This is a genomic window from Mesorhizobium sp. M0293, assembly GCF_040321735.1.
Taxonomy (GTDB): Bacteria; Pseudomonadota; Alphaproteobacteria; order Rhizobiales; family Rhizobiaceae; genus Mesorhizobium.
The window spans coordinates 45,610-60,021 of sequence record NZ_JAMYSA010000005.1; the positions used below are offsets into that span (position 1 = coordinate 45,610).

The window sequence follows — 14,412 nt, forward strand, 5'->3', positions numbered from 1 at the left end:
GAAGCGTGAATTGAACATTCTAATTGAAGCTCGGCAAGGAAAGTTGTTCTTCCACGTCAAGCTTGACGACAGCAGCGAGGAGAGCGGCTTCGCCCCCGAAGGGCTTGGAAAAGTTCTAGCCGCCATTCGGAACGCTGTGCTCCGGAACCTGCTTATACTGCATTTCCGGGAGGAGCATGACAGATATGCGCGCATGTTAGAGGGTCGTAAGGTTCATATCGACGAGAACGGCACCAAGGTTTGCATGTCAATCGACACTGCATCCGACGAAGGAGTGTTCAGGACCAGCAGTCTCAGCGAATTGATAGAATTCATCGATCCGCGAACTGGAAATCCAAAACTTTCCGGTACCAATTCGTCCCCTTTGCGCTCCTGAGCTTGCGGGCATTCTCGATCCTTTCAAGGCCGATGAATTCTGCTCCTGCAGGACGAGCGATCGCCTCCGTAATGTTGGGTTTTTCGATGTTCAGCATCGCGCCCCAGCCGAATTCTTCTTCGACACTGTTCCATACAGGATAGATCTCCTTCACGGCTTCGATGACCCAGCCATAGGAGCCATCCCAGCCATATTTCTGATGGTCGGGTGTTGGCCCGAGTTCCCATCCGAGTTCGGAAGTCAGCCCGATTTCCAATGGGGACAGTATCGGCCACAGGAATTGCGGCGCTTTGATATCGACCATCTCATTGGCGGCATAGTCCCTGACCATTTCCCGAAGCAATTCAAGCCTATTCTCCTCGCCTGAGGAAGGCGTTCTGTCGGTGTACTCCACCATTGCCGTCGACATGTTCATTCGCTCCTGCTCTGTCCTCGAATTGTAGCCGGCCGGCGCAGACTTGTGAGCCCGCCGGACGTCAAGCCCGCGGTTATTTTCGGAGCAAAAGAGCCTGCAGCACTCGGTGGTGAGAACCACGACCTCTTCCTGCTATCGATGTTATCGACCTCATCGATATGCAGTGAGCACGACCCACGCGCCACGACCATCGACAACCGCCTGGCTTCGATCCTTGATAGCCTGCAGAAAGACCGGGCCGGTCCGCCATGCGGGGGTGCTGGCGGCCTTCATGCACGTCACCGTTGCATGGGACGCGTCCCCGGCATGGTGAGCCCCTGCATCCGCCGAATATCCGAACGCAATTCACAGGTGCTCTTCATTCGATGGTCTCGTGCCACGCGAGATCGGCGGGCGTACCAGTCGAAATACCTCAACGAGAAGCGGTGGTCATGCCGCCTCTAGAAGCAGACCCCTATGGAACCAACCGGCAGTATGGGCCTAGGGGGCTTAAGGCCGCCTATTGCGCGTAGTTGTATTTGAACTCTGCGCTGGATTTGGCTGCGCTCTGCCCTCAACCTTCCAACTCCACCATTCCCATGCAAATCTAGCCGAATGACTGACACCCCGCCACCTGGCCCAACCATGCGCGACCTGATGGCGACGGTCGGCGAACTTCTATTGCTTTGGGGCTTTCTTGAAACGGCGATACGCAAGCGCCTTGCTGCGATCCATACGGCCGAGGGCAAGGTCCCAACGAAAACCCCAGTGCTTGCCCGATGGCGTCATGCGGAAGCCGACCGCGGTGACCCGAGGCTGGCGCAGCTATTCGCCGATATCGAGGAAGTGGCCACCCTTCGAAACTGTTTAGCGCACGGCTTGTCGTCGGCCTCGGCAAATCCATGGCGCGGCGAGGAAGCTGCGGTAGTCTGCGTGATGCATGACGGAAGTCGGCGGCGCTTCACCATAGGCGAAATGCAGGAAGCAAAGGACCAGCTGCATGTGATTACGAACCGCGTCCACGATCTCGGGGTCTGAGCCGGGACCATCACCAACCGATCACTCTACCCGCGACGTACAGCTTCAACCCCGCCTTGGAACAAGCGAACCGCGCTACCATCGTTGCCGAGGAGCCGTCCACCAGATAGCTCCACTTGTAGTCCGCGCCTTTGGTCGACATAGCGGCCTGACTCTCGCCACCAGCAAGGTCGAAAAGCGTTCCTTTGTTGCAGTCGTACTTGGCCTGCGTGAACCAGATGCCAGTGTTGGCGCTGCTGCGTGAGCTGACCACGTTGACGACGCCAGCACCTTCATAAGCCACTTTCTGAACCATATACCTCACATCAGGCTCCGCCGCCCGATCGACGCGAGTCGGCTCTGTAACCAAACCGCCGTCATATGGCAGTTCCACGACGGCTCTGACGGCAGCCGTCTTCTCAGCTGCCATGGTTGGACGTTTCAGCATAAGGCCGACGAATCCGATGGTGGCAAAGACCAGCAGACCAAGCACCGCGTAGAACCCGTAGTCCGCTGGAGTTCGCCTTGGGGGTGGAGCGACAATGGCCCTGATCTGTCTTGCCTTGCCGACATTGTCAGCACGCTTTCCGAAGCCTCTGAATTCCTTAGTGTCCATCCAAACTCGACCTCAGCAGATTCCCATCTATCCTCCGATATCTCAACATAACTTGACGGCCCGTGAATTGCGTTCGGATATTCGGCGGATGCAGGGGCCTCATCACGCCGAGAACGCGTCCCATGCAACGTGCGGAGGCGCCGGGGAGTCGGGCGCCTTCAATACGAGCGCGTGGTCCCCTACAACACGGCGCTGAACAGGTTGAAGCAGCGGTTCGAGTGGATCGCCTAGACAGACCGGAGTCCCAGCCTTCGGTCTCGAAGTGCGCGGCCTGGGGAAGGCGGAAGCCGAGGAGCGGGCGCGCTTTTACATCGCGCTGGTAGGCCTCAGCGAATTCACCGGGGCTTACCCGAGGCAGCTTTACGGCGGCATGGCGCAGCGTGTCGGCATTGCCCGCGCTTTGACCGTGCAGCCCGAGATCCTGCTGCTTGACGAACCGCTCGGCGCCCTCGACGCCATGACCAAGATTTCCATGCAGGAGGAACTGGCGCGCGGTCGGCAAGGTTTCGAGCATCTCGGGATGATGCGGCCTTGGTGATCTTGGATCGTGCGCCGGATGCTTGAGGACGATGAAAGGTCGCGGAAAGGTCGCGCCGGCGATTGACTTTTCTACCGAGATCGCTATGGTTTCGGTTGTCGTAAAGAGCATAACGAGCATCGGCCCCTGTTTCAGCGCCCGCTCGCTAGGACGACCAAGTTGTGCAGGAAGCTTGTGACAGGACACTTCGGGTGGCTTCCAACCCCTTGAGCTAAGGAAGCGCTTCTACTGTCGAAATTTTAACGAACGCCCGTGGAGCCTATGCAGGTTCCCTGGGCGTTTCGCTTTCTGCGGCCTTCTCTAATCAGTCAGCGGCACGTGCGCAAGAATAGAACCTATCCGGGTCCCGTGTGGGTTTCGTTGCGCGAAAGCCGTTACCACCGAATAATGGATATCATCGCCGCGAATCTTGTGCTCGAGGACGGCAATCCCGATTTTTGTGCGGACGACTGTCACCCGCACGTCCCGGATGTGGCCGAACTCGCAATACACTGGCGAGCCGGGGCAGACGATAGCGGCGACGTTCGGAACGTCGCCTTCCTCAACGTATCCGCACGCGAGGACCTCCGCTTTGTGTCGCGCCCAGATGTGACGGTGGCGCCCGAGTTTTAGGACGATGGGTGCGCCTGGAATTGCCACTCCCCTGACGTTCTTTTCTTCGACCCTCCCGAAATAATACGTGCCGTTTGAAGGATGTTGAATGAGAGTATTCGGCATCTACCCCGTCATGAACTGAAACGGCATCGAGCGCGCCCCTAACATGAGGCATTGAATATTGACAGTGAATGTCACCGGAATCGTCTCCGGCACCACATTCCGGAATCCACCTGGCAACCGATCGCTCAACCCTCGACATACCTTTGGAGCGGCATTCGGCAGCAAAAACCGCCATGCCTGAACTCCCAGCAATGGTAGGCCCCGATGTCTGGAGCGGGGAGGCCCGCATCAGGGCAGCCACGGGACGACATGACCGCAATCGACAGGGTGATCCGCATTTGCGACCGAGCACAAACAGGGATTTTGCGCTCGCGCTGATAGCGTTTTCCCGGGTTGCGTAATCGCAGATTTCCGGGCGTCCGGTCCGACGATGAAGATCACGGAACAAGATGGCGGCCGCGTCATCATTAAAGCAAACCGTGTCCTAGTCCGCTGATGCTTGTTTTTTGAGAGCATCACAGGCTGAGTTCAGTCTGTGATGAATCAGACTGACGTCGCGCCTGCTCGGTTCGTCTTGACTACTTGCGATTTGGCCCAGCCATCGTGTCGCCTTTTCGATTTCTTCGATCGCGGTCCTGATGCCTTTGACCTTTTCTACAGCCTGTCTGCGACGCTTTTGAAGGGCATCCTGCCGTTCGGCATTCGACATCGCTACGCCGGTCTTCGGCAGCCGACCACGCCGTTTCGGAGATTGTGCGGGAAATTGGACGTCAATGAGCTTCATGACGATGCGCTCGATGGCTTCGTGTTTCCAGGCTCCCGTTGTGTCGTATTGCCCCGGCGTGATTTTTGCGATGCGATGGGCTTCGAGAATGGCTTCTGTTGCTGTTCCTGAGAATCCTCCGCTCATGAGTGATGCGACGCCTGTAAGCGTGTTCGCGAAGTGTCGGCTGAGAAATGGATCGCTCCGTTTATCGGCCGGATAATAAGCGAGGATCGGCGCTGTGATCTCGCGAAGCATCGCTTCGTTCGGTTCCGCTGGCGACAGCGACGTCGACTGTATTGAAGGGGGCCTTTCGCCGAGGGGCTTCGGACCTCCAATTCTTCGCAGGTGTTCAACGATCGCCCTGCCGGTCGGCATTATAATGTTTTCGAAACGCTCCGCTCCGCAGTGGATTTCGTAGACGTTGTGCCTGCCTCCATCGTGCTTGACCTGTCCTTTTCCATTGATGACGTAGGTCTTTCCTTCGAAGTCGATCGTGCGCGTGCCCGTCACTTTTCCCTCATATTTACGTTATTACCGGAATCTCATGTCGGAGCAATTGCGTCAACATGAGGCCGGATCGAAATGCCGATACGGTCGCATCTTGGCTGGAGCGCCATCTGCGCGGGGTCCGCCTGGTGAATCCAAGGGGTCACCGCTAGTCGATCCGCCTCGCTGAGCTTAGGGAAACCCGCTTGCCGACTCAGGTCGCGCAGCAGCTTCTCGTCCAGGTGGCATTCTGCCTCTCGTCGCGTGAGCGCAAGTCAGGGCGTATGCCAAGCAGAGATCGACCAGGGCGTAGTCGTTCCGCAGATGGATGCATGGGGCGCCCGCCGCGAACCCCTAGCCGAGCGATCCTTTGACCATCACTTTCACGCAATGGTCTCCACGATCTCATAGCGCTGGATCAGCGGTCCAATCCCATCGTTGAGTAGGGTCAGGACGCTCTGCGCTGTCGGAGCGAGGATTTCAATCCGCTCGATGCGAACCGGACTCCATGAAGGTTCGTCGTCCTCATTCGAGGTGACTTCGCGGCGGAGTTCGATGACGGCCTGCCGCACCTCGTCCAGTTCCGCAAAAAAGAAGCCCGGGGTTCCAGGGTCTTTCCAGCGGCCTTCGTTCGGCTCAACGTCTAGTGAATAGGTATACAAGATCATGGTTCGTTCGCTCCTGCTGTACGCCCTGCCGGATGCTATAATTGCCTGTCCTACCGCCGGAGATCAAATCCCCCGAAACGTCGATCCCAAGCAACACCGAACGAGACAGTCTTCCCGTCTGAGAGGCCGAGGCCGCTCTTCTGCCCAAGAACCCCTGGTGCCGTCCGGAACCCACGTCCGATTGAATTCCGAGCGCCTCTTTTGCAGCGTTAGGTAGCAAAAGCCACCAACCGTTAAACCCCTCCCGGCCCACTTAATATCACCCGATGCAATTCAGGAAAAAGTCGGCACGGGGCCGGGGCTGGCACGCTCTGATCATAGGAGGGCACATACCTCTTCGCGTACTGAAACTCGCTGAGGAGGCGACTGTTATGCCGGGCGGAAGACCGGGATCAATGGCGCGCTTGAAATTAGCATAATCGTGATTATACTAAACGTAATTATGCTAATCGTGATTATGCTAGGGGGCGGATGATGAGGTTTGTCGGCAGGGAACGCGAACTTGAACTTATCCGCAAGGAACTTGCCCTTCCTCGGCCATCGTTGATTGTGGCCTATGGCAGGCGGCGGATCGGGAAGTCACGGCTGCTGCGGGAAGCAGTAGACGGGACAAACGAAATCTATTTCCAAGCGACGCGCGTCTCGTCGACCTTGAACCTCGAAGCTTTCAAAGGCGAAACGGCACGTGTCCTTGGAAGCGATCCGCTGCTCCAAGCTATCGAGTCTTGGGAGGGGGTGCTCCACTATGTGGCGGGCGCCGCCGGCAGCGGCCGCAGAGGGCTTGCCGTGATTATCGACGAGTTTCCATATATCGTCGACCAAGAGCAGGCACTGCCTTCGATCCTCCAGAAATTCTGGGATGGCGGCGCCGCCCGGAAAGGGAACCTCAAGCTGGTCATCTGCGGTTCGGCGATCGCGCAGATGGAGGAATTGCTGGCAGAACGGAACCCGCTTTATGGCCGCAAGACGATGACGCTTGAGGTGAAACAGCTTCCGTTGCGGGACGCCGCCTTGTTTTTTCCAGACTACGATTCGCGCCAGGCCATCGAGGCTTATGGCATTTTCGGGGGAATCCCCCACTACCTGCAGCTCTGCGACCCGGAGAAGAGCCTTAGGCAAAATGTGGTGGACCTGCTCCTGACGGAAACAGGCGCACTGCTGGACGAACCTATGACGTTGCTCAAAAACGAGCTGCGGGACCCCGGCATGTATTCAAGCATCGCGGCCGCGATCGCGGACGGCTGTACGACATCAAGCGAGATCGCAGGAAGGCTTCGGGTGGATGCAGGAAGCCTGCCTCCCTACATCCAGAAGCTTTCGAGGCTCGACCTCGTAAACGTCAACAAGTCCTTGGACGCAAGCGAGAAGGCGAGGAATCGCCGCTACACGCTGAATGACCCCCTGATGGCCTTCTGGCATCACTTCGTCCGTCCGAACCTGTCTGCGATCAACAGCGGCTTTGGCGAACGGCTATACCAAGACGTGATCGAGTCCAGGCTGCCTGAATTCATGGGCGGAGCGTTCGAACGCATGTGCGTGGATCATGCCCGCGCGAACGCTCAGGAATCTCTCGGTTCTCCCGCGATGGAGGTCGGAAGCGTCTGGGGCCATGCGGACTTTGACATCGACGTCGCGGGTCGGACCCTGAACGGCTCCTTCTTTTACGGCGAATGCAAGTGGCGCTCGGTGGCGATGGATCTTGCGATGCTCGAAACCCTGCGAAATCGTTCGGAGCAGACGACCTATGGCGCAGGGAAAAAAGGCAAGCACTATCTGTTATTCAGCCGCAACGGCTTCCGTGCAGAAGTCGAAGAACTAGCAAAGTCCGACGGTTCGATACACCTGCTGCGACTGGATGACTTGGCCAGGCATCCGCTCCCAAAGACTGCGCCCAATTCGATTTAGAATTTAGACAGGGAAAGCGAGTTTGCTCTTTGACAAATCAGCATCTGAGTTTGGTGGCATTTGCTGACTAATGCTGCTCTTTTGCCGCCGAGGGTCGCTCGCTCCGCCCTCGGTGGGAACCGGAAGCGTAAGCGACACTTCCCAGTTGCTGGCTAGCCAGACAGGGTTCCAGAACAGTTGCCAGGAGGAAGAAGCGTGTTTGGAACAGTGAGCATAAACCCGTTTGAATGCATCGACTTGACCCGGTCCAACTCCGCATCATTCGATCCGAGTCTGAAGCGAAGGAGGTACTTATCGATCAATTCCCGGATGTGGCCGACATAGGCGGCTTCTGCTCGTTACCCCTTTATGCGAATGGGAATTGACGCGAGCAGTCTGCCCGGAAACATTTGCTGGCGCGGTCTTGAGCTTCTTGCAATTCCTCCCTAACCTGGAGTTGCATCGCCCGGAAGGCACGCAAATCTCCTCGGCGGGCGCTTGCCGACCGACAACGGGATGCTCCCGCGCATGTGAGCATAAGTTGGCGCCTGGCGTGCGGAACTGCAATCCGCGCGTGTCTCGACACATGAACACGACAATATGCTCGCCGACGGCAAGGTCTTGCTTGTCCGGCTCCAGGATTGACGGATAGCCGAAGCGTTTCATCACCAGCTTTGGCACTTCCAAAGTTCGCTCTGACGCGCCGATGTCAATGGAGCCGGAGGCGATAGGGCTTTCAGCAGGCTCAGTCGCCAGCGATGCGAGTTGGAGGTAGATGAAAATAATTGCAACGGCACCCTTAATTTCGGGCGCGCGAGTAAGTACATGCCGCTTCACAGCGCCATCTTGGGGGTCGGCCATAAATACGATCTGTGAAACCGAAGAAGACGAGACCCCTTCAACGCTCCCGAACATCTCCGTGAGCGTCCGCGGTTTCGACAACGAGGAAGCCGCGAAGGCATTGGCCCATGCAATGTTGGCGCTTATCCATGAGGTCGGGCGCTATATTGATATCAGCACCATCGACGGTGTTACGATCGCGATGGACTATGACGAGGCCTTGCGGGAGCTCGATCGAGGCGTCGAGGGTCTTGGGCCTGAAGAGCGGACCAATGACGAGGGATTGGTAGGAGTCGGCAAATCCATCGTGGTCAAGCGCGGCGATGCCGTGAAGACGCATTTAGTGTTCTCAGCTGGTCCCGTATGTTGCCTTGCACTTGAGGAGCATGAGCCTGAGGATTTCCGTGTTGCTTTGGCGATCATCGCTCACGAATGCGCACATGTGGCGGAACATGCCGACCGTGAGCGGCAGTTCCCCGGTATCCTTCTGGACCAGACGCCAGCTAGTTACATGCGCCTTTACGAGCAGCAATTCTCCCAAGCCTTTTGGTGTGAATACGCCGTATGCCGAGCATCTGCTCGATTTGCGAGGAACGAGGAGCAGCGGTTCCGGAACAATCTCGCTGTTCGCCTGCAGGACGCGCGCATCAAGGCCCGCGATGCTATCAGATCTTACCGGACCCACGGAGATGTGGAGCGGGTTTTTCAGGAAGTCGGTCGTTTTGGAGCCTTTACGCATGGCTTCCTACCTGTTTGGCCATCTTGACGGCATGGCAGAGGAAGAACTCCCCGAGGTTGCGCTGGAGGTCCCGAAGGAGGACCCGGCTTTCGTTTCTGCCGTCACCACCCTCGTGTCACAGTTACGCTCTCTATGGGAAAACCGGGGAAGCTGGGCTAGCCACGATGATATGCTCATTCTGGGTCGGACAGCCTTTGATCTGCTCAGGGAATGCGGTGTGCACGCGCGACCCGAGCCGGACGGACGTGCCTATATCAACGTGCCGTTTACGCCCGACACGTTACCAGGTGCATCAGCTGCGGACCTCCTTGCGGCGCAATGGCAAGGTCGACGTCGCTAGGGAAGCGGGTGGCGCGGCCTAGCCCATAGGGACAATAGCGAGAATGCAGGTGCGGCCTGCTCGCCTAGTTACCTTCTCAGCACCGACTGTTGCGGTCGTCGTGTCCGCTACGCGAATTGTTCCCAAAAGCATCGTAGAATTTCTCGAATGGAGCAAGTCCCGAAAGGACAATGTTTTCGGGTTCCATCATTCAGGCAGATGTCGCTGCTGCGGAGCAGTCAAAACGGCCCGAAGCCCGCATCCGCTGAACCAATGAACGGCGTTGCGGCGCAATTTCAATCCCGCCTTCCGGTTGCTTTTGAAATCTTCTCGCTCATTTAATTCTACAAAATCGGTAATCTTAATTGAAAGCGCGCATCGAAGGAGAGCCCGAAATGACAAAAAAGCTGGTCGTGGGGATATCGGGCAATCTGACGCGGCCGTCGAAGACCAACGCGTTCATCAGTCATATAGTCGGCGAGGTGGCGGACCACATCGGGGCGACTTCGGGTGTATTCGACATTGAAGACCTCGGTCCCTCGCTCCCCGCCGCACGGAGCATTGGCAATCTCGACCTGACCGCGCGCAGCATCATCGGACAAGTGTTGGGCGCGGATGTGCTGGTGGTCGGCACGCCGACCTTCAAGGGCAGCTATACCGGGCTTTTCAAGCATTTCTTCGATCTGCTCGATCCGGCCTCGCTGCGCGGCAAGCCGGTCATTCTCGCGGCAACGGGCGGCGGAGAGCGGCACTCGCTAATCGTAGAGCATCAGCTGCGGCCGCTGTTCGGCCTCTTCGAGGCGCTGACCATGCCGACGGCGATCTACGCCTCCGACAAGGACTTCGCCAATGGCATGCCGGCGTCGGAGGCCATCCAGGCCCGCGCGCGACAGGCGGTTGCCGAAGTTTCCCGCGTTGTCGGCGCGACCCACGGCGTCGGCCTTGCAGCCTGATGCCCAAGCAGCCGTTTGAACGGAGGACTCAGCCATGACCAGCTCCAGCAGATCCAGAAAGATCAAGCTTGGCGCCTTCCTGCCTGGTGGTGGACAGCATATTGCCGCCTGGCGCCATCCCGACGCGCCGGCCGACGGCGCCACGAGCTTCGAATTCCATAAGCAGCTTGCTTTGACCGCCGAGCGCGGCCTGTTCGACGCTTATTTCCTCGCCGACAATCTGACGGTCGGGCTCGGCGCCCGCGAGGGCGGCAATGCCAAGATCGCCGGTTTCGAACCAGTGACGCTGTTTGCAGCCCTAGCGCCGCTCACCACGCATCTCGGCTTCATCGCCACCGCGTCAACCACCTATGAGGAGCCATATACGCTGGCGCGCAAATTCGCGTCGCTTGATCTGTTGTCCAACGGCCGTGCCGGCTGGAATGTGGTGACCTCGGCCGGCGACGAGACCGCCCAGAACTTCAACCGCGATGTCCAGCCCAACCATGCCGACCGCTATGCCCGGGCGCATGAACATGTCGAGACCGTCAAGGCGCTGTGGGACAGCTGGGAGGACGACGCCTTCATCCGCGACAAGCAGTCGGGCCGCTTCTACGACAAGGACAAGCTGCACGACGTCAATCACAAGGGCGCGCATTTCAGCGTCAAGGGTCCGCTCAACGTGCCGCGCCCTGTGCAGGGGCATCCGGTGGTGGTGCAGGCCGGGCAGTCCGAGGATGGGCGCGGGCTGGCCGCGCATTCGGCCGAGGTGATCTTCACCGCTCATCAAAAGCTCGAGACGGCACAAGAGTTCTACCGCGACATCAAGGCGCGCGTGGCGGGCGTCGGTCGCGATCCCGACCAAGTGCTGATCATGCCTGGCGTGGCACCCTTCGTCGGCCGTACCGAGGAAGAAGCCCGCGCCAAATATGAGCAGTTGACCGGTCTCATCCTGCCCGAGGACGGCGTCGCCTTGCTCAACGCGCTGGCCGGCCAGACGCTCGACATCACCGGCTATCCGCTCGACGGACCGCTGCCACCGAGCAGGGAAACGGAAGGCATGAAGAGCCGTCAGGCGCTGATCCGCCAGATTGCCGACGAGCACAACTTCACGATCCGCCAGCTCTACCAGTGGGTGGCGACGGCGCGAGGCCACTACACAGTCATCGGCAGCGCCACGCAGGTGGCCGATCAACTGGAAGAATGGTTCACCAATGAGGCGGCCGACGGCTTCAACATCCTGCCGCCGTGGCTGCCGGGCGCGCTCGACGATTTTGTCGATTTGGTGATTCCGGAGCTGCAGCGCCGCGGCCTGTTCCGCACGGCTTACCAAGGCCGGACGCTGCGCGAGAACCTCGGCCTCAGGCGGCCGGAGAACCCGTGGACGGTCGCTCGTTCGACTGTGCTGGCTGCCGAATGACCCGTTGAAGCGAAAGGCAAGACGATGACTTTGCAGCACATCGAGCGCTCGGTCGACATAGGCTCCCATCAAGGCGGTAACGGCCTCGGCGCGGAGGCCTTGCGTGCGGCCGCCCGGTCCACGGCGCGGACCCTGTCGCGTTATGGCTTGCTTCTTGGTTTCCTGGCGCTCTGGCAGGTGGCGGCGAGCAGCGGCTTTGTCAACGCAGCAGTGCTGCCGCCGATCGATACGATCTTGGTAGCGCTCTGGAAGGGTCTCGCTGGCGGCAGCCTGCTCGGCGACATCGCCATCAGCCTGCAACGCGCTGGCCTAGCCTTCGTGGCGGCGGTCGTCGTCGCCATTCCGCTCGGCCTGATCATGGGCCAGGTGCGGGCCGTCGAAACGGCGCTCGATCCGATCCTGCAGGTTCTCCGGCAGACCTCAGCGCTGGCACTCTACCCGGTGTTTATCCTGCTGCTCGGCCTGGGCGAGGCCTCCAAGGTGTTCGTCATCTTCTGGGCGACGCTGTTTCCGCTGCTGCTCAACACCATCAGCGGCGTCAAGGAAGTCGATCCGAAGCTGCTCGAGATGGCCCGCGTCTATGGTGCTGCGCGCCTCACCGTGTTCCGCCGTGTCGTGCTTCCGGGCGCCGTTCCGTCGATCTTCGTCGGGCTGAGGCTGAGCGCTACCACGGCGCTGCTGCTGTTGATCGCCTCCGAAATGATCGGCGCCAACAAAGGTATCGGCTTTCAGGTGATGAACGCGCAGTACAACTTCCAGATCCCGCTGATGTTCGCGGCGATCGTCATCCTCGCCAGCCTCGGCCTGATCGCCAACCAGGTTCTGGTTATCCTGCAGCGGCGGCTGTGCCGCTGGAGCAATCCTGTCAACTGAGCAGCCCCTCCTCTCATCCTAGGAAAGACCGGATCATGAAAATCACGCGCCGTTCCCTGCTTGCAAGCGCCCCCGTTGCCGCCGGCATCATCGCCGCCGGCCTGCCCCGTTTCGCTTTTGCGCAAGCCACAGCCGTCAAATTCCGCTACCTCGCCAGCCGCGGCAGCATCTCCCCGCATGAGCTCGCCGACGAGCTCGGCTACTACAAGGACCTCGGTGTCGAGCTGGAGAATGTCGGCTACGCCACCGGCGGCCCGGAATCGTTGTTTGCACTTTCCTCCGGCAGCGTCGATCTCGGTTCGGCAGCCACGGCCGCTGTGATCAACTCGATCTCCGGCGGCAATGACTTCGTCGCTGCCTATCCGAGCAACGGCATCAACAAGGACGTGAAAAGCGTCTTTTACGTGCTCGCGGACAGCCCGATCAAATCGATCGCCGATATTGCCGGCAAGACCATCTCGGTCAACACGCTCGGCGCCCATCTCGACTATACGGTGCGCGAAGCACTGCACAGCGTTGGCCTGTCGCCCGATGCCGCCAACCTCGTCGTCGTGCCTGGTCCACAGCTCGAGCAGACCTTACGCTCGCATCAGGTGGATATTGCTGGGCTCGGCTACTGGCAGGCAACTTTCGCCGGCGCGCTGGTCGCCAATGGCGGCGTGCGCGGCGTGTTCAACGATACGGACGTGCTGGGCGAGCTCGCCGGCGGCTTCGTCGTGCTGCGGCGCGACTTCATCGCCGCCAACCCGGCAGCTGCCCGCCACTTCGTCGAACAGTCTGCCCGCGCCGCCGATTGGTCGAGGCAGAACCCGGACGAAGCGCGCAAGGTGCTCGCCAGTATCCTCGACAAGCGGGGCGAAAATGGCGACCTGGCCCGTTACTGGACCGGCTTTGGTCTGCGCGAAGGGGCACAGGCGACCGATCGCGACATCGACTTCTGGGTCAGCGTACTGGAGCGGGACGGCCGCCTGACCAAGGGCAAACTGAAGGCCGCGGACATTCTGTATCGGCGCGGCGAAACCAAGACGAACTGACAGCTGAGATGGACTGGGGACTGAAATGACTGGCACCAAAGGCGGTGGAGAGGTCTCGATCCGCGACTTGTCGAAATCATTCACACTCGGCGGACGTCAGCTTGCCGTTCTGCGTACGCTCAACCTCGATGTCCGTTCCGGCGAATGCCTGGTCATCGTCGGCGCCAGCGGGTCGGGCAAGACCACGCTGCTGCGCATCCTTGCCGGGCTGGAGGCCGCCGACAGTGGCCGTGTCGCGATCGACGGCAAGCCGGTCGACGGTGTCGGCGCCGAACGGGCGGTGATCTTCCAGGAACCGCGCCTGCTTCCCTGGTTGACCGTACTCGGCAATGTGGCCTTCGGTCTCGAGGTGCGGGGCATCGCGAAGGCGGACGCCGAGGAGAAGGCCCGCTTCTACATCGCGCTCGTCGGTCTCGCCGAATTCGCCGACGCCTTTCCTCGGCAGCTTTCCGGCGGCATGGCCCAGCGCGTCGGCATTGCCCGGGCGTTGACGGTGCAGCCCGAGATCCTGCTGCTCGACGAGCCGCTAGGCGCTCTCGATGCCATGACCAAGATCGGCATGCAAGAAGAACTGGCTCGCATCTGGAGCGAGGAGAACGTCACCATGGTCATGGTCACCCACGATCTGGAAGAGGCGATCTATCTTGCCGACCGGGTGTTGATCCTGCCCAAGGAGAAAGGCGGTGCGGCGCGGTTGATCGACGTCGACCTGCCACGTCCGCGCGACCGCAGCGAAACCAGGTTCGTGCGCTATCGTGAGGAATTGTTGCGCGAGTTCGGCCTGCACTAGCAGCCTGTCGGGCTGGGGCATGCGAAGTGGACTGAGCACACATTGGAACGTGAAGATTTCATG

General features: G+C 59.6%; 15 protein-coding genes and 1 pseudogene. 10 read left to right on the forward strand and 6 right to left on the reverse strand.

All coding sequences use genetic code 11. From position 1 onward, the window contains the following. Nucleotides 1–311 precede the first annotated feature (311 nt). Complete coding sequence (locus tag NKJ06_RS03490; RefSeq protein ID WP_352809108.1) at nt 312–791, reverse strand: hypothetical protein; 480 nt, start codon at nt 789–791, stop codon at nt 312–314. Nucleotides 792–1,415: 624 nt separating this feature from the next. On the opposite strand from NKJ06_RS03490, the gene NKJ06_RS03495 reads away from it, so the two are divergent. Continuing rightward, nucleotides 1,416–1,808 (forward strand): hypothetical protein, encoded by a 393-nt coding sequence (locus NKJ06_RS03495; protein WP_352809109.1) that lies wholly within the window; start codon nt 1,416–1,418, stop codon nt 1,806–1,808. 10 nt (nt 1,809–1,818) lie between these two features. On the opposite strand, the gene NKJ06_RS03500 is transcribed toward NKJ06_RS03495, so the two are convergent. Continuing rightward, entirely contained in the window at nt 1,819–2,403 is a 585-nt protein-coding gene (locus tag NKJ06_RS03500; protein ID WP_352809110.1) for a hypothetical protein, read from the reverse strand. Between the two features lie 238 nt (nt 2,404–2,641). On the opposite strand from NKJ06_RS03500, the pseudogene NKJ06_RS03505 reads away from it, so the two are divergent. Beyond that, nucleotides 2,642–2,896: pseudogene (locus tag NKJ06_RS03505) on the forward strand (ATP-binding cassette domain-containing protein); the annotation flags it as partial. A 345-nt stretch (nt 2,897–3,241) separates the two neighbouring features. On the opposite strand, the gene NKJ06_RS03510 reads toward NKJ06_RS03505, so the two are convergent. The 3 genes from NKJ06_RS03510 to NKJ06_RS03520 all read right to left on the reverse strand — a co-directional run bounded on the left by NKJ06_RS03510 (nt 3,242) and on the right by NKJ06_RS03520 (nt 5,518). Further along, on the reverse strand, nt 3,242–3,658 hold the full coding sequence (locus NKJ06_RS03510; protein ID WP_352809111.1) for a hypothetical protein: 417 nt from the start codon (nt 3,656–3,658) through the stop codon (nt 3,242–3,244). A 424-nt stretch (nt 3,659–4,082) separates the two neighbouring features. Continuing rightward, entirely contained in the window at nt 4,083–4,874 is a 792-nt protein-coding gene (locus NKJ06_RS03515) for a hypothetical protein (RefSeq protein ID WP_352809112.1), read from the reverse strand. Nucleotides 4,875–5,233: 359 nt separating this feature from the next. Next, nucleotides 5,234–5,518, reverse strand: coding sequence for a hypothetical protein (locus NKJ06_RS03520; protein WP_352552596.1), 285 nt, complete (start codon nt 5,516–5,518; stop codon nt 5,234–5,236). Nucleotides 5,519–5,992: 474 nt separating this feature from the next. On the opposite strand from NKJ06_RS03520, the gene NKJ06_RS03525 reads away from it, so the two are divergent. Further along, nucleotides 5,993–7,423 carry an ATP-binding protein gene (locus NKJ06_RS03525; RefSeq protein WP_352809113.1) on the forward strand — a complete coding sequence of 477 codons (1,431 nt, stop codon included), beginning with the start codon at nt 5,993–5,995 and terminating at the stop codon, nt 7,421–7,423. 291 nt (nt 7,424–7,714) lie between these two features. Here the strand turns inward: NKJ06_RS03525 and NKJ06_RS03530 are convergent, their stop codons facing one another. Further along, nucleotides 7,715–8,317, reverse strand: a complete 603-nt coding sequence (locus tag NKJ06_RS03530; RefSeq protein WP_352809114.1) for a hypothetical protein — start codon at nt 8,315–8,317, stop codon at nt 7,715–7,717. 4 nt (nt 8,318–8,321) lie between these two features. Between NKJ06_RS03530 and NKJ06_RS03535 the strand changes: the two genes are divergently transcribed. From NKJ06_RS03535 to NKJ06_RS03565, 7 genes are all read left to right on the forward strand, one after another. Then, complete coding sequence (locus NKJ06_RS03535; RefSeq protein WP_352809115.1) at nt 8,322–9,008, forward strand: hypothetical protein; 687 nt, start codon at nt 8,322–8,324, stop codon at nt 9,006–9,008. Next, nucleotides 8,980–9,321, forward strand: a complete 342-nt coding sequence (locus NKJ06_RS03540; RefSeq protein ID WP_352809116.1) for a hypothetical protein — start codon at nt 8,980–8,982, stop codon at nt 9,319–9,321. The genes NKJ06_RS03535 and NKJ06_RS03540 overlap by 29 nt, the downstream gene beginning before the upstream one ends. Nucleotides 9,322–9,695: 374 nt before the next feature. Next, nucleotides 9,696–10,253: an FMN reductase gene (msuE, locus tag NKJ06_RS03545; RefSeq protein ID WP_352809118.1), complete on the forward strand. Its 558-nt coding sequence runs from the start codon at nt 9,696–9,698 to the stop codon at nt 10,251–10,253. A 34-nt stretch (nt 10,254–10,287) separates the two neighbouring features. After that, a complete protein-coding gene (locus NKJ06_RS03550) occupies nt 10,288–11,652 on the forward strand; it encodes an LLM class flavin-dependent oxidoreductase (protein ID WP_352511178.1) in 1,365 nt (454 codons plus the stop codon). A gap of 24 nt (nt 11,653–11,676) precedes the next feature. Continuing rightward, entirely contained in the window at nt 11,677–12,525 is an 849-nt protein-coding gene (locus tag NKJ06_RS03555) for an ABC transporter permease (protein ID WP_352511176.1), read from the forward strand. A 35-nt stretch (nt 12,526–12,560) separates the two neighbouring features. Continuing rightward, nucleotides 12,561–13,559, forward strand: a complete 999-nt coding sequence (locus NKJ06_RS03560; protein ID WP_352511174.1) for an ABC transporter substrate-binding protein — start codon at nt 12,561–12,563, stop codon at nt 13,557–13,559. A gap of 25 nt (nt 13,560–13,584) precedes the next feature. Then, a complete protein-coding gene (locus NKJ06_RS03565; RefSeq protein ID WP_352511172.1) occupies nt 13,585–14,349 on the forward strand; it encodes an ABC transporter ATP-binding protein in 765 nt (254 codons plus the stop codon). Nucleotides 14,350–14,412 lie beyond the last annotated feature (63 nt).

What these genes read in the sequence shown, in the direction of transcription:
- NKJ06_RS03510 (WP_352809111.1), bottom strand. Translation starts at nt 3,658, where the DNA reads ATGCCGAATACTCTCATTCAACATCCTTCAAACGGCACGTATTATTTC.
- NKJ06_RS03495 (WP_352809109.1), top strand. Translation starts at nt 1,416, where the DNA reads ATGCGCGACCTGATGGCGACGGTCGGCGAACTTCTATTGCTTTGGGGC.
- msuE (WP_352809118.1), top strand. Translation starts at nt 9,696, where the DNA reads ATGACAAAAAAGCTGGTCGTGGGGATATCGGGCAATCTGACGCGGCCG.
- NKJ06_RS03555 (WP_352511176.1), top strand. Translation starts at nt 11,677, where the DNA reads ATGACTTTGCAGCACATCGAGCGCTCGGTCGACATAGGCTCCCATCAA.
- NKJ06_RS03500 (WP_352809110.1), bottom strand. Translation starts at nt 2,403, where the DNA reads ATGGACACTAAGGAATTCAGAGGCTTCGGAAAGCGTGCTGACAATGTC.
- NKJ06_RS03525 (WP_352809113.1), top strand. Translation starts at nt 5,993, where the DNA reads ATGAGGTTTGTCGGCAGGGAACGCGAACTTGAACTTATCCGCAAGGAA.
- NKJ06_RS03490 (WP_352809108.1), bottom strand. Translation starts at nt 791, where the DNA reads ATGAACATGTCGACGGCAATGGTGGAGTACACCGACAGAACGCCTTCC.
- NKJ06_RS03530 (WP_352809114.1), bottom strand. Translation starts at nt 8,317, where the DNA reads ATGTTCGGGAGCGTTGAAGGGGTCTCGTCTTCTTCGGTTTCACAGATC.
- NKJ06_RS03560 (WP_352511174.1), top strand. Translation starts at nt 12,561, where the DNA reads ATGAAAATCACGCGCCGTTCCCTGCTTGCAAGCGCCCCCGTTGCCGCC.
- NKJ06_RS03550 (WP_352511178.1), top strand. Translation starts at nt 10,288, where the DNA reads ATGACCAGCTCCAGCAGATCCAGAAAGATCAAGCTTGGCGCCTTCCTG.
- NKJ06_RS03565 (WP_352511172.1), top strand. Translation starts at nt 13,585, where the DNA reads ATGACTGGCACCAAAGGCGGTGGAGAGGTCTCGATCCGCGACTTGTCG.
- NKJ06_RS03540 (WP_352809116.1), top strand. Translation starts at nt 8,980, where the DNA reads ATGGCTTCCTACCTGTTTGGCCATCTTGACGGCATGGCAGAGGAAGAA.
- NKJ06_RS03520 (WP_352552596.1), bottom strand. Translation starts at nt 5,518, where the DNA reads ATGATCTTGTATACCTATTCACTAGACGTTGAGCCGAACGAAGGCCGC.